The sequence below is a fragment of the Mariniflexile litorale genome, assembly GCF_031128465.2.
GTDB classification, from domain to species: domain Bacteria; phylum Bacteroidota; class Bacteroidia; order Flavobacteriales; family Flavobacteriaceae; genus Mariniflexile; species Mariniflexile litorale.
The window spans coordinates 4,478,372-4,500,782 of sequence record NZ_CP155618.1 but is presented as its reverse complement, the minus strand read 5'-3'; the positions used below and the strand labels follow the sequence as shown (position 1 = coordinate 4,500,782).

15 protein-coding genes are annotated in these 22,411 nt (G+C 32.2%); 11 read left to right on the top strand and 4 right to left on the bottom strand.

What is annotated here, in order from left to right; translation table 11 throughout:
* Positions 1-66 precede the first annotated feature (66 nt).
* Together QLS71_RS19085 and QLS71_RS19080 are read left to right on the top strand one after the other, a co-directional pair.
* Entirely contained in the window at positions 67-1,638 is a 1,572-nt protein-coding gene (locus QLS71_RS19085) for a HAMP domain-containing sensor histidine kinase (RefSeq protein WP_308992135.1), read from the top strand.
* 2 nt (positions 1,639-1,640) lie between these two features.
* Entirely contained in the window at positions 1,641-2,342 is a 702-nt protein-coding gene (locus QLS71_RS19080; RefSeq protein ID WP_308992136.1) for a response regulator transcription factor, read from the top strand.
* A 78-nt stretch (positions 2,343-2,420) separates the two neighbouring features.
* Here QLS71_RS19080 and pepT read toward each other — a convergent pair whose 3' ends face one another.
* A complete protein-coding gene (gene pepT, locus QLS71_RS19075; RefSeq protein WP_308992137.1) occupies positions 2,421-3,662 on the bottom strand; it encodes a peptidase T in 1,242 nt (413 codons plus the stop codon).
* A 166-nt stretch (positions 3,663-3,828) separates the two neighbouring features.
* Between pepT and QLS71_RS19070 the strand changes: the two genes are divergently transcribed.
* Positions 3,829-4,863 (top strand): quinone-dependent dihydroorotate dehydrogenase, encoded by a 1,035-nt coding sequence (locus QLS71_RS19070; RefSeq protein ID WP_308992138.1) that lies wholly within the window; start codon positions 3,829-3,831, stop codon positions 4,861-4,863.
* Between the two features lie 2 nt (positions 4,864-4,865).
* Here the strand turns inward: QLS71_RS19070 and QLS71_RS19065 are convergent, their stop codons facing one another.
* Positions 4,866-6,785 (bottom strand): T9SS type A sorting domain-containing protein, encoded by a 1,920-nt coding sequence (locus QLS71_RS19065; RefSeq protein ID WP_308992139.1) that lies wholly within the window; start codon positions 6,783-6,785, stop codon positions 4,866-4,868.
* Between the two features lie 349 nt (positions 6,786-7,134).
* Between QLS71_RS19065 and QLS71_RS19060 the strand changes: the two genes are divergently transcribed.
* The 8 genes from QLS71_RS19060 (at position 7,135) to guaB (ending at position 19,607) form a co-directional block, all read left to right on the top strand.
* Entirely contained in the window at positions 7,135-7,998 is an 864-nt protein-coding gene (locus QLS71_RS19060) for a hydroxymethylglutaryl-CoA lyase (protein ID WP_308992140.1), read from the top strand.
* A 141-nt stretch (positions 7,999-8,139) separates the two neighbouring features.
* Positions 8,140-9,336, top strand: coding sequence for a DUF4856 domain-containing protein (locus tag QLS71_RS19055; protein ID WP_308992141.1), 1,197 nt, complete (start codon positions 8,140-8,142; stop codon positions 9,334-9,336).
* Between the two features lie 99 nt (positions 9,337-9,435).
* On the top strand, positions 9,436-10,551 hold the full coding sequence (locus QLS71_RS19050) for an imelysin family protein (protein ID WP_308992142.1): 1,116 nt from the start codon (positions 9,436-9,438) through the stop codon (positions 10,549-10,551).
* Positions 10,552-10,613: 62 nt separating this feature from the next.
* On the top strand, positions 10,614-11,978 hold the full coding sequence (locus QLS71_RS19045; RefSeq protein WP_308992143.1) for an HTTM domain-containing protein: 1,365 nt from the start codon (positions 10,614-10,616) through the stop codon (positions 11,976-11,978).
* Positions 11,959-14,382, top strand: a complete 2,424-nt coding sequence (locus QLS71_RS19040) for a TonB-dependent receptor (RefSeq protein ID WP_308992144.1) — start codon at positions 11,959-11,961, stop codon at positions 14,380-14,382. Before QLS71_RS19045 ends, QLS71_RS19040 begins: the two co-directional genes overlap by 20 nt.
* 90 nt (positions 14,383-14,472) lie before the next feature.
* Complete coding sequence (locus QLS71_RS19035) at positions 14,473-17,214, top strand: outer membrane beta-barrel protein (protein ID WP_308992145.1); 2,742 nt, start codon at positions 14,473-14,475, stop codon at positions 17,212-17,214.
* Positions 17,215-17,281: 67 nt separating this feature from the next.
* Positions 17,282-17,986, top strand: coding sequence for an Insecticidal toxin complex protein (locus tag QLS71_RS19030; protein WP_308992146.1), 705 nt, complete (start codon positions 17,282-17,284; stop codon positions 17,984-17,986).
* Between the two features lie 148 nt (positions 17,987-18,134).
* On the top strand, positions 18,135-19,607 hold the full coding sequence (gene guaB / locus QLS71_RS19025) for an IMP dehydrogenase (protein ID WP_308992304.1): 1,473 nt from the start codon (positions 18,135-18,137) through the stop codon (positions 19,605-19,607).
* Positions 19,608-19,719: 112 nt separating this feature from the next.
* Here the strand turns inward: guaB and QLS71_RS19020 are convergent, their stop codons facing one another.
* Entirely contained in the window at positions 19,720-20,973 is a 1,254-nt protein-coding gene (locus tag QLS71_RS19020) for a hypothetical protein (RefSeq protein ID WP_308992147.1), read from the bottom strand.
* Positions 20,963-22,276, bottom strand: a complete 1,314-nt coding sequence (locus QLS71_RS19015; protein WP_308992148.1) for a DUF4270 family protein — start codon at positions 22,274-22,276, stop codon at positions 20,963-20,965. The genes QLS71_RS19020 and QLS71_RS19015 overlap by 11 nt, the downstream gene beginning before the upstream one ends.
* Positions 22,277-22,411 lie beyond the last annotated feature (135 nt).

Sequence of the window (22,411 nt, the reverse complement as noted above, 5' to 3'; positions counted from 1 at the left end):
TAACATTTTTGTTAATGTAAGGTTAAAAGGCACCAGCACTAAATGTTAAAATGTTAATTTTGAATAATGAGCAAAAAAATATTTGTGTTATTAATACTGTTAATGAGTTTGTCTCTTATAGGTATTATTTTTGTTCAAGGGTATTATATTAATGGTTCTGTAAAAAACGAAAAGGAACGTTTTAGGTTTAATGTAAACAAGGTACTTAATTATGTTTCTAATACCATAGAAAAACGTGAGTACTCAGAATATGTATATAAACTTCAAGATTTAATTTCTCAGGGCGTTAAAGTAGATACCGCAGCAATTAGAAATTTATATATTATTAAGGAAGATTTTGATTCTAAAGAAACCGTAGTTTACAGAAACGGTACTTTAGAAGAAAATTATAAGTTTAATTCATCGCTCTTTGACATAGGTTTAGATACCATTAATGTAAAACGTATTTTAAGCAATCGCGAAACTAAAGTATACCAAAACGGAGGGTCTAGTTTAGACTTAGACTTAAGTACTAATGATAAGTTATTGCTGTTAGACAATATGTCTAGTACTGATGAAATTGTTTTTGAAGATGTTTATAAAGATTTGGCATCCAGATTACCCATTCATAAGCGTGTAACCAAAGAAGAAATACAAAAGTTATTATCGGAAAAACTTAAAGAAGACAGTATTAATATCGATTTTGAATTTGCCATTTATAGTAATGATTTAGCAACGAGAGTACGCAGCGATAATTTTGAGAATAACGATGCATCAGCATTTAGTGTTTTTATGTTTTATAATGAAAGTAAACAAAGCACGTATAAACTTTTGGTGAATTTTCCAGATGATAAAAAGTTTATTTTATCATCTATTATGGGTATGATTTTACTATCGGTAATTTTTACATCCATTATTATTTTGGCTTACGGAAGTGCTTTGTACCAATTAGTAAAACAGCGTAAAATATCAGAAATAAAAACAGATTTTATTAATAATATGACGCATGAGTTTAAAACACCCATTGCCACCATAAATTTGGCTCTAGATGCTATAAAGAATCCAAAAGTTATTGATGATAAAGAAAAAGTAATGCGATACTTGGTAATGATAAAAGAGGAAAATAAACGCATGCACGCGCAAGTAGAAAACGTATTAAGAATATCTAAATTAGAAAAAAATGAATTAAATATAAGTAAGGATCGGTTAGACTTGCATGAAATCGTTGAAGATGCTATTACACATGTAGAACTCATTGTTGAAGACAGGCAAGGGTATATTAAAACATTTTTTAACGCACAGAAAACATCCGTTTTAGCAAACGAAACCCACTTTACGAATGTGATAGTAAATATTCTGGACAACGCTATCAAGTATTCTCCAGAAGCACCTAAAATAGAAGTATATACTGAAAATGTTGGAAACAATATTTTATTAAAAATAAAAGATCATGGTAGTGGTATGAGTAAAGCGGCTGCCAAACGTGTATTCGAAAAATTTTATAGAGAACACACAGGAAACATTCATAATATTAAAGGTCATGGTTTAGGTTTGGCCTATGTAAAACGAATTGTAGAAGACCATCAAGGTCATGTATCAGTTGAAAGTGAAAAAGACAAAGGAAGCGTTTTTATTATAAAGCTTCCAATAATATCATAAAAATGGAAGAGCAAAAAAAGAAAATATTACTAGTGGAAGACGATCCTAATTTTGGAATCGTTCTTAAAGATTATTTGATGATGAACGATTACGATGTTGTTCATGCCAAAAACGGAATGGAAGGTTTCGAAAAATTTAAAAAAGACGATTACGATTTATGCATTCTAGATGTTATGATGCCCTATAAAGATGGGTTTACTTTAGCAAAAGAGATACGTGAAAAGAATACCGATGTACCTATTGTTTTCTTAACTGCCAAAACCATGAAAGAAGATGTTTTAAGAGGTTATAAGGTAGGTGCCGACGATTATTTAAACAAGCCGTTTGATAGTGAAGTGTTGTTAATGAAAATTAAAGCCATTATACAACGCAAAGCTACAGAAACGATTTCAGATAGTAAGCAATTTGAGTTTAAAATAGGGCGTTTTGATTTAAACTCTAAGTTGCGGTTTTTGAAATTTGATGGCGGATCCCCCGTTAAATTATCACCTAAAGAAAATGAGTTGTTACGTCTATTGGCGTTACATGAAAATGATTTGATGCCTCGTGAATTAGCATTAACCAAAATTTGGAGAGACGATAACTACTTTACATCACGTAGTATGGATGTGTACATTGCCAAACTGCGTAAATACATGAAGTTAGATGAAAAAGTAGAAATACTAAACATACACGGCGAAGGGTTTAGATTGGTAGTAAATTAACGTTTAGAAGAAGAAATATTTAGTAATAAAAAATCCAGCAACTAGCTGGATTTTTTATTACTAAATATTTATGTCAACTTATTGTTTTTTTAAAGCAGTTAATTCAGCAATTTTACAAATTACTTCGGTGGCTTTTATCATGCTTTCAACAGGCACATATTCGTAACGGCCATGAAAGTTATGTCCGCCAGCAAATATATTGGGGCAAGGTAAGCCCTTATAACTTAATTGTGAGCCATCAGTACCACCACGAATTGGTTTTATAAGCGGTTCAATATGAAGCTGTTTCATGGCTTCTTCAGCAATGTCTACAATATGCATTACGGGTTCAATCTTTTTACGCATATTAAAATATTGATCTTTTATTTCAACGCTTATTACTTCCCAGCCGTATTGTTCGTTTAACTCGTTGGTTAATTTTTTCATAACGGCTTTGCGTGCTTCAAAATGCCCGAAATCGTGGTCGCGAATAATATATTCTAAAACAGTTTCTTCTACTTCGCCTTTTATGGAAGATAAATGGAAAAATCCTTGATACTCATCGGTGTGTTCAGGAGTTTCAAGTCTTGGTAATGAGTTGATAAATTCTTGGGCAATATACATCGAATTTATCATTTTACCCTTGGCATACCCTGGGTGTACAATTTTACCTTTTACTTTTACAACAGCACCAGCGGCATTAAAGTTTTCATATTCTAATTCGCCTATTTGGCTACCATCCATGGTGTATGCCCAATCGGCTCCAAATTTATCAACATCAAATTTATGGGCGCCTCTGCCTATTTCTTCATCTGGAGTAAACCCAACTTTAATGGTTCCGTGTTTAATTTCTGGATGGTTAATTAAATATTCCATAGCCGAAACAATTTCGGTAATGCCTGCTTTATCATCAGCCCCCAATAGGGTTGTACCATCCGTTGTAATTAGGGTTTGACCTTTATATTGCAGTAAATCGTCAAAATAATCTGGAGACAGAATAATGTTTTCAGCTTCATTTAAAACAATATCTTTCCCATTGTAATCTTCAATAATTTGAGGTTTTATATTGGCACCGGTAAAATCGGGTGAGGTATCAAAATGCGAAATAAAACCAATAGTAGGTGTTTCATGGCTTACATTACTTGGTAAGGTTGCCATAATATAAGCGTTTTCATCAATGCTCACATCGTGCATGCCAATGGTTTTTAGTTCTTCGGCTAGTTTGTTCGCCAAAACCCATTGTTTAGCAGTGCTAGGAGTGGTGTTTGATGTCGGATCCGATTCGGTATCAATGGTAACGTAACTTATAAAGCGTTTTATAATGTGTTCTTTTGAAATCATTTTGAAATGAATTTTAGAGGGTTAAGGTATAACTTTTTAGAGTTTGAGTACGAAAAATCAAGTAACCTTTTAAAGTTCAAAAGTACGATTATTAATTTTTTTGGCTTTTGAAAAGGATGATTTTTTATTTTAAATATTTAGGAGTACTTTTGCACAAATAATACAGATGTACAAACTATTACTTCGCCCGTTATTTTTCTTGTTTGACCCAGAAAAGATTCATTATTTTACATTCTCACTAATAAAAAACAGCTCTAAAATACCAGGTTTCTCTGCTGTTTTTAGAAGTTTGTATGTTGTGAATGACAAACGATTGGAAAGAAACTTATTTGGCATTACTTTTAAAAACCCAGTAGGTTTAGCAGCAGGATTTGATAAGAATGCGGTGTTGTATAATGAATTAGCAAATTTTGGATTTGGTTTTATTGAAATAGGAACTGTAACCCCTAAAGCACAAGCAGGAAATCCTAAAAAGCGTTTATTTCGTTTAAAAGACGATCAAGGTATTATTAACCGTATGGGTTTTAATAATGAAGGTCTTGAAGCTGCTATAACACAATTAAAAAAGAATAAAGGAAGACTTATTATAGGTGGGAATATTGGAAAAAACACCAACACAAAACCTGAAGATTATACGAAAGATTACCTAGAGTGCTTTAATGCACTGCACCCATATGTAGATTATTTTGTATTAAATGTAAGTTGCCCAAATGTGGGAAGTCATGCCAAACTAAACGATAAAGAATATTTAGAAGAGTTGATTGGCGCTGTACAAAAAGCAAATCAAACATTTGAAAAACAAAAGCCTATACTTTTAAAAATTTCCCCCGATTTAAATAATAATCAATTAGATGAAATTATAGATTTGGTTACTGTTACCAAATTAGATGGAGTTATTGCGAGTAATACATCTACTGATAGAGTGGGTTTAAAAGCTTCTGAAGCACAATTAGAAGCTATTGGAAACGGCGGTTTAAGTGGACAGCCTGTTAAAAATAAAAGTACACAAGTTATTAAATATCTAACCAATAAAAGCAATAAAGCATTCCCGATAATAGGAGTTGGTGGTATTCACTCCGCCGAAGATGCTTTAGAAAAGATAGCAGCAGGTGCCGATTTGGTACAGGTCTACACTGGTTTTATTTACGAAGGTCCCAGTTTGGTAAAAGCGATTAACAAAGCACTTCTTAAGACTACTTAGTTTTATTTTATAATCTTTTTAGTAACAGTAGTGCCTTTACTTCTAATGGTTAGTAAATACATACCTGAAGTTAAGCTCCCAACATATATTTGCTTATTTATTAAATTTCCTGCTAGTATAACGTTTCCTGTTAAATCAGTAAGATGATAACTTGCAGTTGTGTACGGTTGTGAAATAGCAACATGAATGGTTTTTCCAGATATAGGGTTTGGATATATTTTAACAGTAGCATTTGTAATTGGAACATCTATGGTTTTAATAAAAATGTTATCAATAGCAATATCACCATCCCAATTATAGCCTCTTACGGCCCTAAAACGAACGTTAATAGTTTGACCGATGTATTCAGATAAATTGATATTCTTAATTAAAAATGCCTCATCTTGATGCTTCTGTTGGCTACCAATAATTGCAGGAACAACATCGTTTATATAACCGTCATCTGTTTTAATATCAATATGTAATTCACCAATACCTTTACCAAACATGTGGTATGAGAATTCAAGTTCGGAATTTGGATTTGTTATATCTATACATGGTGAAATTAATTCGGTAATATCACCAGGTTGTGCACCCGATGCTTCAGCATACATATAGGTGTAAGACTGGTTGTTTGTTGTTTTTGAGAAAAGTGGTCCTGTGGTATCAGAGCTAGTACCCCCTTTATTTAAAAGCCAGTTGTAGCCATTTTTAGTTACATCTCTAGCGGTCCAATTGGCATCGTTTTGTAAGTTGTAAGATTCAAAATCTTCATTAAATAGTGATTCAGCATTACCAACTTTTATAAATTTGGAATAGGTTTTTCTTATGCATTTCGATTTATTAGAAACGGTTAATGTTATATCATAAACACCTGTTGTAAAGGTATGTGATGGATTTTGTGTGGTATAATCAATAACCCCATCACCATCCATGTCCCATGCCCATTTATTGATGTTTTTACAATAGCTTTCAAAGTTTACAGTTAAGGATTCGTCGCAAGTTTGACTAATATCTGCCGTAAAATTTGTATTGAATGTTGGACAAGCCAAATAGTTTTTTGCAATAAGATAAAATGCATTCATACGTGCTAGTTGCTGTTGTGAAAAATGTGAACGACAGCCTTTCATAGAATAAGACATGATATTGCCTGTATCGGGTATATAATTAGCGCCGTTGGCATCGGTTTCGGTTCCAATATACTGGCAAAAATTATTAATGTTTTTATGGGTTAACTTTGGGTCGGCAGGGGTGTCGCATATGCCATCCCCATCGGTATCGCAATTACTAGCATCCACTAATTCGGTGGTTTTTGTATCATCAGGACCATGGGTATGCATCAATGAGAAAAAATGTCCCATTTCATGAGCTAGTGTAGAATTGTTAGAAACACAACTGTTTTTTATAACAATCACATCCTTTCTACCTTCGTTATCCACATAACCGCAGATGCTTTCATCAGAATCATTTTCAATATAATCGGTAAAATAAATATTTATTAAACCAGTAACATTATTGGTTTCTATTAACGTTTTCTCGTCACCTTTTTTTAAATGGCAAAGGCTGTCTTCGTTTATATAATTTATTCCATCACATAAAAAGAACTCCATATATGCATCGGCATAGATGCTATTTAAATTAGCAATAGCCGTATTAAGATTTGCTTCACACATGCCTCCAGTTCCGTTAGAATTTCGAATAATATGGGCTTTTACAGGGATAGAGTTAATTAACTTATTCGATGAGTTTTTAGACAATTGCTTTTGCATAAAAACTTGTTCGTAGTTATTGAGTTGTGGTTTAATGCTTTTATAAAAGTCTAAAGATTTTTTTGAGGTAATGGTTCCGCATGATGCTGCTTCATTTTGAGCAAAACCGATAGTGCCAAATGACAGGTATAACAGAAATAAAATAGTATGAAATGTAGGTTTAAAAATATTCATTTGGGGAAAACATTTTTTCAAATGTATTCCTTAATTGATGTTATCAATAATAAAAACGTTGAAGCGTGAGATTTATCGACTATTTGACAATAAGCTTATTGATTCTGATTTTTCCGTTTATGGAATTCTGTTTTAACAGGTAGAAGTCTTTGCCTAAGTAAGTTAAGTTTACATCTATTTTATACTTCAAACTATTGTAAATACTATCATTTTTAAATACTCAGTTGATACTCTTCACTTTTTGAATAGGTTATTCTTTGGAATTCTTTTAAGAACTAACTTTTTACTTTTTTTAATTAAGCTTTTATAAAAAATAAAGTATTTTTAGCATTGTATTTTAATCCAAATGATGTCGAGCCAAATAAAGATTATAGAATGTCCACGAGACGCTATGCAAGGTATAAAGCAATTTATTCCCACAGAGAAAAAAGTGCAATACATCCAGTCGTTACTACGTGTAGGCTTTGATACCATTGATTTTGGAAGTTTTGTGTCGCCTAAAGCCATCCCGCAAATGGTAGATACAGCTGAAGTATTATCACAATTAGATTTAAGTAAAACCAGCAGCAAGTTATTAGCCATCATTGCAAATACTCGAGGAGCCGAAGAAGCTAGTAAACATCCTGAAATAGGTTATTTAGGTTATCCTTTTTCAATATCTGAGAATTTTCAAATGCGAAACACGCATAAAACCATTGCCCAATCTATAATTATATTGTCTGAAATTTTAGAAATTGCTAATAAAACTAATAAAGAAGTAGTGGTTTATATTTCTATGGGTTTTGGAAACCCTTATGGCGACCCATGGAATGTTGACATCGTAGGGGAGTGGACTGAGCGTTTAAGTGGTATGGGGGTTAAAATATTATCATTGAGTGATACTATTGGTAGTTCAAATGCTGAAAGTATACACTATTTGTTTTCAAATTTGATTTCTCGATACAGAAAAATAGAATTTGGAGCCCATTTGCATACTACACCTTCTACCTGGTTTGAAAAAATAGATGCTGCTTACAAAGCAGGATGTAAACGTTTTGATGGTGCCATACAAGGTTATGGGGGTTGTCCCATGGCAACAGACGAGTTAATTGGCAATATGCCAACCGAAAAGTTGTTATCTTACTTTACTTCTCAAAAAAATAACAGCTTAAATGCTCTTAGTTTTGAAAGTGCTCATAACGAGGCTACTAAAATTTTTAGTGTTTATCATTAATCTATAAAGGTTCTAAAAATCTAAAAAATTAAATATTCGCAACTTTTATTTAAATTTAATCTAAATAAACTTTGCAGATGTCATTTTGTATTTTATTTTTGCACAAGAATTAAATTACTATTTATATCAAGTCTAAATAAAATGAATAAAATCTTATCACTCGTAGCTGTATCCGCAGCATTACTGGCATCATGTTCAAAGGATGACGATAATTCAAAATCAATAGAAACTCCAGCAACTTACGTGTTTACACGTGATAATGCTTCAACAGTGGATTTTAACGGTCAAACGACTAGAATTCAAATGGCAGATGCAGTCGTAAATGCTTTAAAAGACAATACAAAAACTGAAGTCCAGTTAAATGCCATGTTTGCGCATGCTCAAGGAGAAAATGATTTTACGGAAGCTAATTTAAATGCATCAGACAAAAATGTTCGTAGTAAAGTAGCTGCTTCAACTGATTATTATTCTGCTAATACAACTGTATCAAATGCTATCAAAGCTGATTTTGATGGTTGGATAGCAACACAGGTATCTGAAGTTTTTCCTAATTGGATTACTGTTGCTACTGCGGGAAATGCAGGTCAGTTACAACAAAATGGAGGTGGTTCTATCCGTTATATTACTGGTAAAGGTTTGGAGTTAAACCAAGCGTTTGCAAAAGGATTAATTGGTGGTTTAATGATGGATCAAATATTAAATAACTATTTAAGTCCAGCTGTGTTAGATGCGGGTTCAAACATCGCTGATAATAATAATGGTGTTTTAGAAGCAGGTAAAAGTTATACCTCTATGGAGCATAAATGGGATGAAGCTTATGGTTATTTATATGGTAGTGAAGCGAATCCTGCGGAGCCAGTATTGGATGCTGATCAATTTTTAAGTGAATATATTGAAAGAGTAGGAGGCGATTCAGACTTTTCAACGTTGGCTGAAGATGTTTACAATGCTTTTAAGTTAGGAAGAGCAGCAATTGTAGCAAAAAAATATACAATTCGCGATCAACAAGCTGAAATAATTAGAGAGAACCTATCTAAAATACCAGCGGTAAGAGGTGTGTTTTATTTACAAGCTTCAAAAGCAAATTTAGGAATTGATAATGCGAGAGCATTTCATGCATTGTCTGAAGCTTATGGGTTTATTTATAGTTTACAATTTACAAGAAAACCAAACTCAACATCGCCTTATGTAACTAAAACGGAAGTTGATGGTTATTTAGCACAACTTATGGCAGGAAATGGTTTTTGGGATGTAACAGAAACCACAATAGATAATATATCTGATGCTATAGCAGCAAAGTTTGGTTTTACAACAGCGCAAGCAAAAGATGCTAATTAATATAAGTTAAATTAGTTTTAATGAATATAAGCAGATGGATTTATAAAAATAATCCGTCTGCTTATTTATATTTGCAAAATATTTAAGAAGAATAGGGTTATGATTAAAAAAATTATTTCGGCAGTCGTTTTAACTTTAATAATTGCCGCTTGTAGTAGTTCAGATAAGGGTGATGAAAAATCATTAGATAATTTTGACAGACAAACCATGCTTATTAATTGGGCAGATAATATTATTATTCCAGTTCATCAAGATTTGAACACTAAATTACAAGCTTTAGTAACTGCTAAAGATGGTTTTGTGGGAACGCCAAATCAAACCAGTTTGGATGCATTGCGTACTGCGTGGTTAAACGCTTATAAAGTATGGCAATATGCTGAAATGTTTAACATAGGAAAAGCAGAAGCCATTAATTATGGGTATCAAATGAATGTGTATCCAACAACGGTGACCGATATTGAAACCAATATTACTAATGGGACATACGATTTAGCACATGCCAATAATAATGATGCAGTAGGTTTTCCTGCTTTAGATTATTTACTTTACGGTGTTGCTTCAGGTGATGTGGCGATATTAAATATATATACAACCAATACCAATGCTAGCGGTTATAAAAAGTATCTGTCAGATCTTGTTAATCAGATGAAAACGCTTACCGAAACGGTTTTAAATGATTGGACTTCGGGTTACAGAGATACTTTTGTTAACAGCACAACAAATACAGCAACTAGTGCTACAAATAAATTGACAAACGATTTTATTTTCTATTACGAAAAAGGATTGCGAGCTAATAAAATTGGAATTCCAGCAGGTAATTTTTCTACAAACCCATTACCCGATAAAGTAGAAGCATATTACAACCAAGAGGTTTCTAAAGTTTTAGCTTTGGATGCGATAAACGCCGTTCAAAATTTCTTTAATGGAAAGGCTTATAATACAGCTTCAACGGCAAATAGTTTTAAAGCTTATTTAGATTATTTGAATATTGCAAAAGGAGGCAATGATTTAAGTACTTTAATTAATAACCAATTAAACGTAGCACGTACAAAATTACAAGCTTTAGATGCTAATTTTACCAATCAGGTGAATACCGATAATTCTAAAATGACCATCGCTTTTGATGAATTGCAAAAAGCAGTCGTATTATTTAAAGTCGATATGGTACAAGCTATGAATATTAGTGTCGACTATATAGATGCCGATGGCGATTAATTATAATAAAAATAAAACAATTAAAGATTCTCTAATGTGTTAGAGAATCTTTTCGTTTTTATATGGGTTTCAATTTAAAAACATATGTAGCAACAAAAACCGATGCAGCTCCTTTGGCCGTATTCCGCATGTTGTTTGGTGTTATGATGCTTTTTAGTATCATTCGTTTTTGGGCTTATGGTTGGATTGAAACGTTATATATAAATCCTAAATTTCATTTCACCTATTATGGATTTGAGTTTATAAAACCATTAGGTGTTTATACCTATGGGCTTTTTGCGATCTGTGGTTTTTCGGCTTTATTAGTTGCCATCGGATTAAAATATAGATTGGCAATCATAGTGTTTTTCTTGAGTTTTACCTACATCGAACTCATGGATAAAACTACGTATTTGAATCATTATTACTGTATTAGCCTGTTAAGTTTTTTAATGATTTTTTTACCTGCCAACAGCTATTTTTCGGTAGATAATCTTATTAAAAAAGAAAGCTTTAAATTTATTCCAAAATGGACAATTGATAGCCTCAAACTCCTTTTAGGAATGGTGTATTTTTATGCCGGTTTAGCAAAAATTAATTCCGATTGGTTATTCAAAGCCATGCCTCTAAAAATATGGTTACCTTCTAAATATGATTTACCTTTTATTGGAGAAGGCATCATGCAGCAAGAGTGGTTTCATTATGCCATGAGTTGGAGTGGCATGCTGTACGATTTAAGTATTCCGTTTCTATTATTATATAAAAAAACACGTTGGGTTGCTTTTGCAACCGTCGTATGCTTTCATGTATTTACAAGTGTGTTGTTTCCTATAGGGATGTTTCCTTATATCATGATTGTATCAACACTCATTTTCTTTAGTGCAAGTTTTCATCATAAAATAATTTCCATATTAAAGAATATTTTAAAACCTTTTAATAGAAATTTCAAAATAGATTTAAAAGACACATTTGTATTCAAAAAACAAAATTTAGTAGTGTCAATTATTACCGTGTTTTTTGTCATTCAGTTGGTATTACCCTTTCGATACATGTTTTATCCAAGTGAATTATTTTGGACAGAAGAAGGCTACCGCTTTTCATGGCGAGTGATGCTTATGGAAAAAATGGGGATGAGCACATTTAAAATAGCAAACGCTAAAACAGGTAGTTCTTTTTATGTAGATAATAAAGATTTTTTAACACCATTTCAAGAAAAACAAATGAGTTTTCAACCCGATTTTATATTAGAATATGCTCATTATTTAGGCGATCATTTTACGTCGCAAGGACATGAAAACGTTCAGGTATTTGTAGAAAGTTATGTCGCATTAAACGGGCGGTTAAGTCGGCCATATATCGATTCAAAAGTCGATTTATATAAAGAAAAAGAATCATTTCAACACAAAACATGGATTTTACCATTTACAGATGAGATTAAAGGATTTTAAAATAGTTTTGATACTGCTTTTAAGTATCGCATCACAGGCGCAACACAAAATTTCTGGTATCGTAACTCATACAAACACGAACCAACCAGTAGATCAAGTACAGGTTTATGATAAGGTTTCTGGATTGAAGGCGACCACAAATGCCACTGGTTATTACGAGTTTGAAACGGAAAAGAAAAACATTACTTTAGTATTCTTTTCTTATGAATTTGAAGTATTCGAAATACCTATTACAGTTACTGAAAATGTGGTAGTAAATGCAAAATTGAATGAGTTGTCGGTTACCTTATCGGAAGTAGAAATAACGTCTCGACGCGCAAAAGTGTTTGAATTGTCGCGATTAAAAGATGTAGAAGGCACGGCTATTTACGCAGGAAAAAAAACAGAGGTTGTTTTAGTCGATCAGTCTATGGCAAATTTGGCATCAAATAATGCACGTCAGCTTTTTAGTCAGGTTGCAGGCTTGAATATTTATCAAAATGATGATGCAGGTTTACAACTTAATATTGGTGGTCGGGGTTTAGACCCCAATAGAACAGCCAATTTTAATACCAGACAAAATGGGTACGATATTAGCGCCGATGTGTTGGGGTATCCAGAAAGTTATTATACGCCAGCGTCTGAAGGTTTAAAAGAAATTCAGGTAATTCGTGGAGCTGCTTCATTGCAATATGGAACACAGTTTGGAGGATTAATAAATTTTAAAATGAAAGAACCGAATCCTTTTAAAACAATAGAGTTAATTACCCGAAATACTTTAGGTAGCAATGGGCTATACACCAATTTCACCAGTTTAAGCGGTACAAAAGATAAGTTTAGTTATTATACTTATTTCAACTACAAAAAAGGTGATGGGTTTAGGCCCAATTCAGAATTTGAATCTAAAAACTTTTTTACACATGTAGGTTATAAGTTTAATGATAAAACTAAAATAACGGGCGAATTAACCTATTTGCGCTATTTAGCACAACAGGGTGGTGGCTTAACAGATCAGATGTTTTATAACGATCCGTATCAAAGCAATAGAGAGCGTAATTGGTTTCAAATAGATTGGTTGCTATATAATTTAAAGTTGGCTCATAAATTTTCAGACCAAACCAATTTTACTTTTAATTTTTTCGGTTTAAATGCCTCAAGAAATGCTTTAGGCTTTAGAACGAATAGAGTCGATCAAATTGATCCCGGAAGTGAACGAGATTTAATAAAAGGCGATTTTAAGAATTTTGGGTTTGAAACCCGTTTGTTAAGTAAGTATAAAGTAGCACAAAAAGATGCAACATTTTTAATTGGCGGAAAATTTTATAAAGCCAATAATTATCAGCAACAAGGGCCCGGAAGTGATGGAATAGGACCTAATTTTAATTTTTATAATGAAGAGTTTCCCAATTACTCTAACCAATCTCAATTTGATTTACCCAATTTGAATATAGCAGTTTTCGGTGAAAATATTTTTTATGTAAGTGATAAATTTTCAGTCACTCCAGGTTTCCGTTTTGAATACATCAGAACACAAAGTGAAGGTTTTTACAAACGTATTAATACCGATGCGGCAGGTAATGTGATTTTTGAAGAAACGGTGGAAGATAATCAAGATTTCGATCGTTCGTTTGTATTATTAGGTTTGGGATTAAGTTACAAACCAACAACTAGTTTTGAAACTTATGGAAATATATCACAAAACTACCGTTCAGTAACCTTTTCAGATATAAATATAAACAACCCAGCTTTTGCTATCAACCCTAATATTACTGATGAAAAAGGCTTTACTACCGATTTAGGAATTCGTGGTAATTACAAAAGTATTGTATCGTACGATTTAGGTGTCTTCGGTTTGTTTTATAATGGGCGTATTGGTTTTGTACAAAAAGTACTGAGCGATAATCGTATTATTAGTGAACGCGGAAATGTGGGTGATGCCATTATGTATGGTGTAGAATCATTATTTGATTTTAACTTAAAAAAGATTATTAATTTGAGTAATGATTTTAGTTTTAACTATTTTATAAATACCTCAATTATTAATTCTGAATATACAGCATCCGATCAAATAGGTGTGAAAGGGAACAAAGTAGAGTTTGTGCCAGATTTAAACTTGAAAACAGGGTTGAAGTTTGGTTATAAAAACCTTTCAGCAAGTGTGCAATATACCTATTTGTCTCAACAATTTACCGATGCTACCAATTCCGTTGACTCTGATTTAAGTGGTGTAATTGGAAAAATACCAAGTTATGATGTGTTAGATTTATCATTAGCCTATACCTACAAACGTTTCAAGCTAGAAACCGGTATTAATAATTTGCTAAATAACGCCTATTTCACAAGACGTGCTACGGGATATCCAGGTCCGGGTATTATTCCTTCGGCACCAAGAAATTGGTACACAACCTTGCAAATTAAAATCTAATAAAATTCTTTAAGTTTTTTTTAACATTTGTACATTAAACTTTCTTTAGATAGTTAGGTCTAAGGCATGAACCTAAGATAAAACCAAACCTTGAAAAAATTAGTTATACTACTCTCGTTATTTATTTCAACAACATTATTTGCTCAAAAGTTTACTTTAGAAGGCATTGTTAAAGATGAAAGTGCACATGTTTTAGAAGGTGCTACTGTGTACCTTCAAAGTATAAAAGATAGTATTCCCATAGCTTACGGAATTACTAATAAAAATGGCGAATTTTATTTACAGGTTAATACAGAAAACGAACCCAAAGCCATTTTTAATATTGCTTATATGGGTTACAAACCTTATAAACAAGATATTGATGTTCCTACAGGAAAACAGTTAAACATGGGATCTATTACTCTAGACGATCAGGCCGAAGAGTTAAATGTAGTTTCTATTATTGCTAAAGCGCCACCAATTTTGATTAAAAGGGATACCATTGAATACAATGCCGATAGTTTTAAAACAATGCCAAATGATAAGGTTGAAGATTTATTAAAAAAACTTCCTGGTGTAGAAATTGACTTAGATGGAATTATCACTGTAAATGGTGTAGAAGTAGAAGCCATTAATGTAGATGGTATGCGATTTTTTGGTGAAAAAAATGGGGCTATTGCTTTAAAGAATATTCCTAGTAATGCTATTAGTAAAGTACAGGTAACCGATTTCAAAACAGATATGCAAAAGTTTACAGGTGAAGAATCTGATTCTGGTACGAAAGAGATAAACCTAAAAATTAAGAAGGGACAAAATAAAGCTTACTTTGGAGATGTGAATTTAGGCTATGGTACCGACGAAAAATATCAAGCCAATGCCAATTTATTTCAACTTATAGATGGTAAACAATTAGGTGTAATAATGGGAACTAACAATATAAACATGTCCCGAGGTTTTAATTCTTTACCCGATGCCGACTCTAGTAATGGATATATTGAATCCGATTTTTTAGGTGCAAACTTTTCTAAAGGAAAATGGAACGAAACACGGGTAAATGCCGATTATAAGTACAGTAACCAAAGTAATGATAGAGCCCAAAAAAGTTATACCGAGAATTTCTTGCCTGATTTAAATTATATTACTAATTCAGAGAGTAGAGGTTTTAATGATTCTGATAGACACGATGTTGGGTCCGATTTAAAGTTTCTTATTGAACCAAAAAACAAAACATCAAGAAACAATGTACAGCTCTCAAATAAAACTAATTTCAATACATCAAACACCGACTCTTTTTCAACATCAACCAAAAAATCAGAATATGCTAATGGTGATTTAGTAAGCACCTATTTTTCTAAAAATGAATCGAATACTAGGAATTATAATTTTGGTAATACGTTTGAAGTAACATCGAGAATAGGGGATAAAAGAGATTATTTTAATATAGGAATCACTACTGATTTTGATAGTCAAGATGGCCAAGGTTCAAACTATTCTAAAAATGATTTAGAAAGCAGCAACACATCTGTTGTTCAAGACCAAATCTCGAACTCCAATAATTCAGGAGCAAAAATAAATTTAAATGCAAGATGGAATAAAGAGTTGTTTACTAATTTTAGATTAACTCCTAGATATACTGCTACTGTAAATAGTCAAAAAGATGAAAAATCTATTTATGATTATAATGAAAATACTGAAAAGTATGATGATTTTAACGATCAAATAAGTGTTAATAGTAGATATGTAAATACAACCATTAGACCTTCTTTAGGGGTACGTTATGATTATAAAGAATTTCGTTTTGAGTTAGAAGGTTCTTATACAAGTGCCTTTAGAAACTATGAAGATAACATTATAGAAGCTCGTAATTTTAAAAATGAGTTTGACTATGTAACCTATTCAGGTAGTGTTCGTTATCGTGATGAAAAAGGTTATAAAAATGTTAGGTTAGACTATGATCAAAACGTTAATCTACCATCAATTAGCCAATTACAGCCTATTGCCGATGTTAGTAATATAACCAGTATAAGAACAGGGAACCCATTTTTAAAGCCAGCTGTTAGTCATGAGGTTGGTTTAAGATACCAAAACAATATTGCGTATAATAACATTAATGTTACAGCAAATGCGAAAGCGGAATTTGTACAAGACAAAATTATTAATTCTACAATAACAGATTCAGATTTAATTCGTTATACAACCTATGAAAATATAAATGGCGATTATAGTATTTCAGGAAATACAGCTATTTCAAAATCATATTTTAGTAAAAAAACTAATTTCAATATCAATTTAAGGTTAAAAGGCGACTATGATAATATTAGGTCTATTCAAAATACTCTAAAATTCACCACAAAAACGTATACGCTCAAACCTTCGTTGTCATTTAGTTATTCGTACGACAAGAAAATAGATATAAGTACATCTTATAGTTATGCCTTAACAAATACTAAATACGACACTAATACGTATAATGATAACGAATATTTTGTGCAGAATTTAAGGTTAGAATCGTCTGTGTTTTTTCTTAAAGATGCTTTTTTTACTAACAAAGTATCGTATCGATATAACAGTAGGGTAGGTGATGATTTTGATGGAGCAGCTGTTTTTTGGAATGCAGGGTTAGGGGTACAGCTTTGGGATAATAAAGCCACATTAACAGCCGTGGGTTATGATATTTTAGGAAAAAATAACGGATATAGTAGGTCTATTTCAGAAACCTCTATTCAAGATGTAGAAAATAAAATATTAGAACAGTACTTTATGCTAACCTTTGTTTACAAATTTGGACGTTTTGCTGGTCAGAAAATGAATCTAAGCGGAGGAAATTCTAGACGAGGTTCAGGAAGGCGTTAAGAAGTTAAAAAAATAAAACTATTAAAGAGTCAATTTGAATGTTATTTTCTTGTAATTTTAAAGAATTATGAGAGTGTATTGTTTTTTATTCTTGTTTATTTTAAACCTTTCTGTTTATGCAAAGGAGTGGAAAAGTTTAAAAATCTATCATAAAACCACACACAAAGAAAATTTACTGGCTTCAGATTGGTTAAAATCAGATAGAACCAATAATACAGATGTTTGGAAACTCGCCAATTCATTTAATTTAGAAAACAATCTTTCCCAAGAATACAATAGTTTTTCAGAGCGTAAAGACTTTTACAAATGGGTTCAAACAGAAGTTGAAAAAAAGGGACACCAAGTTGTTTGGTTTAAAATGGTGTATTTTATTTCTAGAAAATTAAGTTTAATGGAAGCTTTTCCTAGTAACGTTTTTGCAAATAAAAAGATTATGAACTATGCAAATAGTTGCAGTGAATCTATTTTTAAAAATTCATTTATTGAAATAAATAACCTTTTTAAATTAACAAGTATCTTAAATGAAAAAGCTGGTTTAGAATGGGACAAAGATATTCTCTATAAAGAGCAGTATATTTGGGTTAATGAAATTATAAATACAATGGATGCTCGAAGTTTGAAAAAGGTTGAAAATATTTTGCAGAGAAAGTGTTTATATGGGATTTTTGTTCCAAAAGAGCTTCAATTTATGGGCGATTTAGAAAACAAAGAAATGCGTTATGAATACGCATTAAATACACTTAGAATTTACTTTAAAAATATTAAACGATAAAATTTTTGTAGGTATTTATTTCTTTACTATTTTAAATAGTTAGAAGACCAAACTTTATTTAATCACTATTTTTTATTCCTTTAGTTTTAAAGGATTCAAACAGAAAAAAATGTGTATATTTGCACGCAATTATAATCATAATTGCATCATGACCGCACATCAAAATAAAATTCTGGGAGAAGGGTTAACCTACGACGACGTTCTACTCGTTCCAGCATACTCAGAAGTACTTCCAAGAGAAGTTAATATTCAAACAAAATTCACACGGAATATAACCATTAACGTGCCTATTATATCGGCAGCTATGGATACTGTTACTGAAAGCAAAATGGCTATTGCTATGGCGCAAGAAGGAGGCATTGGTGTATTGCATAAAAACATGACTATTGAAGCTCAGGCTTTAAAGGTTAGAAAGGTGAAACGTGCCGAGAGTGGTATGATTATAGATCCAGTAACCTTGCCATTAACAGCAATTGTTAATGATGCAAAGAAAGCGATGGCAGAATATGGCATTGGAGGAATTCCTATTGTAGATGAAGAAGGAACTTTAAAGGGAATTGTTACTAACCGCGATTTGCGTTTCGAACACGATAAAAAACGTCCAATCGTTGAGGTAATGACTAGCGAGAACCTAGTAACTGCTGCCGTTGGAACTTCCTTAAGTGAAGCTGAAATAATACTTCAAAAACATAAAATAGAAAAATTACTTATTGTAGACGATAATTATAAACTATCTGGCTTAATTACTTTTAGAGATATTACCAAATTGAGTCAAAAGCCTATGGCGAACAAAGACCAATATGGCCGTTTGCGTGTTGCTGCAGCTATTGGAGTTACAGGAGATGCAATTGATAGAACTGAAGCCTTAGTAAATGCAGGGGTTGATGCTGTGGTAATTGATACGGCACATGGACATACCCAAGGTGTGGTAAGAGTCTTGAAAGACATTAAGGCAAAGTTTCCGAATTTAGATGTTATTGTAGGTAACATTGCTACAGGAGCAGCAGCAAAATATTTAGTAGAAGCAGGAGCCGATGCTGTAAAAGTGGGTATAGGTCCTGGGTCTATTTGTACAACACGTGTAGTTGCAGGCGTAGGTTTTCCTCAGTTTTCTGCGGTTTTAGAAGTTGCTGCAGCTATAAAAGGTACAGGTGTTCCTGTAATTGCTGATGGTGGTATTCGCTATACAGGTGATATTCCTAAAGCTATTGCAGCAGGTGCAGATACGGTAATGCTCGGGTCGCTTTTAGCAGGAACTAAAGAATCACCAGGAGAAACCATTATTTACGAAGGTAGAAAATTTAAATCGTATCGTGGTATGGGATCGGTTGAGGCGATGAAAGAAGGTAGTAAAGACCGTTATTTTCAAGATGTTGAAGATGATATAAAAAAATTAGTGCCAGAAGGTATTGTAGGTCGTGTACCTTACAAAGGCGATCTATACGAAAGTATTCATCAGTTTATTGGAGGCTTGCGAGCTGGTATGGGCTATTGCGGAGCTAAAGATATTGCTACTTTAAAAGAAACAGGGCAATTTGTAAAAATTACGGCAAGTGGTATTAATGAAAGCCATCCTCACGATGTGACTATTACCAAAGAATCACCTAATTATTCTAGGTAAATTTCAATAGATCTTAATTTAAAAAAGACAGTCTGTAATTTATTATAGACTGTCTTTTTTTATAAGAATAAAGTTTACTTCTTCATTTTTATCGTTACGTTAATTATTAAAGCTAATCAATTTTACGCTTTTGAAACCAAATGCCTTCTAAGCTGAAGTTAATGGAAAGCAAGTGGTAGTTTTCTTTTATTAAACCATTAGTAATTTGTCCTTTGCTACCATACGAATACCCAATATTAATCATAGAATTTGAGTAACCGTTTAATGGCAATCCAACACCTAAATTCAAGGTGTTATTTTTTACACGATGATTGTTTACTTCTAAATTTCCATCATTAAAATTATAGCCAACTCGGTATTCTAGATTATTAAAGAATTTAGATACTTTTTTTTCAGCCGCATATTGCAAACCAATACCAAATAAATTTTGATTTACATAAGTACCAAGTTGGTCTGTTTGGTTTGTATTGCTCCAATAACTTTTTTTATAATCTAAATTTATCGAAAAATATTTTTTTAAGTTTGTTTGTATACCAAAACCAAGTTCTAAAGGTAAATTAAAATCATCAATACTGCTTTCGGAATTTTCGGTTAAATCGATTGAAGAATCTATGGTATATAAGGCTATAGTACTTGATTTACTTCCTTTTAAACTTGTAGGCAGATGGGCTGTTCCTCCAATTGAAACATTCTTAAAAATATGGTCGTACTGAAAACCAAAACCTAGACGTAAGCCTGAGTAGTAATTTATATCTTCTATAATAAATGTATTATTAGGTAAATAATCGGTTTCGGTTTCGGTTATTTTACCAAATAGCACAGAACCAGTAATACCAAATCGGAATTTATTAGTGAATGCATATCCGTAGTTAAGTTTTAAATCATTTATTCCACCGGTACCTTCTATATCTGTAATAAAAATATTGTTGTTTGTACCTTCTATATTTGTTTCTATGCCAGATATGTTATATCCAACACTAGTAAAAGGTATTAGAGTAACACCAAATCCAGATTGTTTTGTTACAGGAAATGCCAATGAAATATTTGAAAAATTTGCTATTATATTGGAGTTGTTACTGCTCCCTTCGGCTAGTAGATTGGTTTGTGCCTTTATACCAAAGTCGAAGAGAAAAGAGTTTAATAATATATTGCCAAACGATGCTGGGTTTGAATTATTTATAAACGTAGTAGAAGGCATGGCAATACCTAATCCGTTTAATCCATTTACTTTTCCTGTAGAGGTTTCGTTGCTCAAACCTAAACCATATAGCGAATAAGGTGAGCTAGATAATGCATTGGATTGTGCTGTTAATTGTGTTGCACATACTACAAAAAATGTAGTTAGTAGCATATATTTATTTATCATAAATAGCGTAAATTAATTCGAGTTTGGATTTTATGTTATTTGAAGCGCCTTCACCATTTAGTATATATCTGTTAACCGATTTATTATAATCTTTAGGGTAAATAGCTAAAAACAAATCGTCACCATTAATATCAGTTAGTTTAAGATTGAGAAAATATTTAACAGGAATAGAGTAGGTTGTTATATTAAATTCGGTGTCTTCTTGGTCAATTAAACCTAACACGGTATTTCCCTGTGTATCCGTTAAAGCACTTACAATGTTAGATTTCTTATCTATGATATATACATTGAGAGAATCATTAGTATGAAGATTCTTGGTGCTAGAATTTTGTTTTAATGATATTTTTAAATAGGCATCAATAATAATTCCTGTACCCGATATGTCATACAGAGATTCTAAGTTGGGAATGTCTATTCTGGTGGCAATTCCAGTTCCAGCTTGCATAAAGCTTGTGTTATTGGTAATAGAACTTGGTAAATAGATTTCTTGACTTGTTAATGTTTCAAAAACAGTTCCTTCAACGGTATTTGAAACATTATGAAAACTATTAGTTGTATTAAAAAGCATATCAAAGGTCGATACCTCTGTTTCCAATTCATCTTTATCGGTGTAATATATTCTTATAAAGCTGCTTTTTAAAAATCCTAATATGGCGGTGTTATTGTTATCAGGTTCAATAAGAATGCCTTGGTAAGCTTTTAAAAATTCATCGGAATTATTAATTTTATTATCTCTTAAGTTTTCGAATAGGGTTTTTCCGAAGATGTTATTTAGTGTAACGTGTAACGAGTCATCTTTCTTAGGTTTTGCAATAAAACTTTTTGATGCTATAGGTGTGGTGTTTACCGTTATACGGGTTGTATTATAATAGCTATCTGCGTCATCATCGGGTTCAACGTCTTTTATGATTTCATACACATTTATTTTCTGAACAGGTATGGTGTCATTATAAAAATAGTTGTCATAATTTAAAATTAAGGCAATAGAATCGAAAACAGCATCGCTATCTAAAGTGTAAATCGAGTTTGTAAACTGCGCATAACTTTTACTTTTAGTAAAACCAAAAACGGGGTCGGTGTAAGCGCCAATTAATAATCTATCTGTACCAGAAACGGCAATAGAATCAAATTTAAAAGTAGTGGCGTTAACAGTTAGTGTATCAATATAATAAACTTGGGTATCTAAATCCATCCAATCTTCTCCAACAGGAGCGTTTTCGCTGTCTTTTTCACAAGATGTTATTAGAATACAAAGTAATACCACACTAAGTATGGGAATCGCAACGGCTTGCCTAATGGTCATAAGTCAATAATTTCAGCGAACTTAATTAAACGGCATTCTCAAATGAAATTAGTTATACCAAAGCAGTATTTTAATATGCCAACGGGTTATTAGTTACTTCCAAATTTATTTTTTGGTGTTGGTCTTAAAAAATTC

Coding starts and splice junctions, on each gene's coding strand:
- QLS71_RS19085 (WP_308992135.1), top strand. CDS start 67: ATGAGCAAAAAAATATTTGTGTTATTAATACTGTTAATGAGTTTGTCT.
- QLS71_RS19080 (WP_308992136.1), top strand. CDS start 1,641: ATGGAAGAGCAAAAAAAGAAAATATTACTAGTGGAAGACGATCCTAAT.
- pepT (WP_308992137.1), bottom strand. CDS start 3,662: ATGATTTCAAAAGAACACATTATAAAACGCTTTATAAGTTACGTTACC.
- QLS71_RS19070 (WP_308992138.1), top strand. CDS start 3,829: ATGTACAAACTATTACTTCGCCCGTTATTTTTCTTGTTTGACCCAGAA.
- QLS71_RS19065 (WP_308992139.1), bottom strand. CDS start 6,785: ATGAATATTTTTAAACCTACATTTCATACTATTTTATTTCTGTTATAC.
- QLS71_RS19060 (WP_308992140.1), top strand. CDS start 7,135: ATGTCGAGCCAAATAAAGATTATAGAATGTCCACGAGACGCTATGCAA.
- QLS71_RS19055 (WP_308992141.1), top strand. CDS start 8,140: ATGAATAAAATCTTATCACTCGTAGCTGTATCCGCAGCATTACTGGCA.
- QLS71_RS19050 (WP_308992142.1), top strand. CDS start 9,436: ATGATTAAAAAAATTATTTCGGCAGTCGTTTTAACTTTAATAATTGCC.
- QLS71_RS19045 (WP_308992143.1), top strand. CDS start 10,614: ATGGGTTTCAATTTAAAAACATATGTAGCAACAAAAACCGATGCAGCT.
- QLS71_RS19040 (WP_308992144.1), top strand. CDS start 11,959: ATGAGATTAAAGGATTTTAAAATAGTTTTGATACTGCTTTTAAGTATC.
- QLS71_RS19030 (WP_308992146.1), top strand. CDS start 17,282: ATGAGAGTGTATTGTTTTTTATTCTTGTTTATTTTAAACCTTTCTGTT.
- guaB (WP_308992304.1), top strand. CDS start 18,135: ATGACCGCACATCAAAATAAAATTCTGGGAGAAGGGTTAACCTACGAC.
- QLS71_RS19020 (WP_308992147.1), bottom strand. CDS start 20,973: ATGATAAATAAATATATGCTACTAACTACATTTTTTGTAGTATGTGCA.
- QLS71_RS19015 (WP_308992148.1), bottom strand. CDS start 22,276: ATGACCATTAGGCAAGCCGTTGCGATTCCCATACTTAGTGTGGTATTA.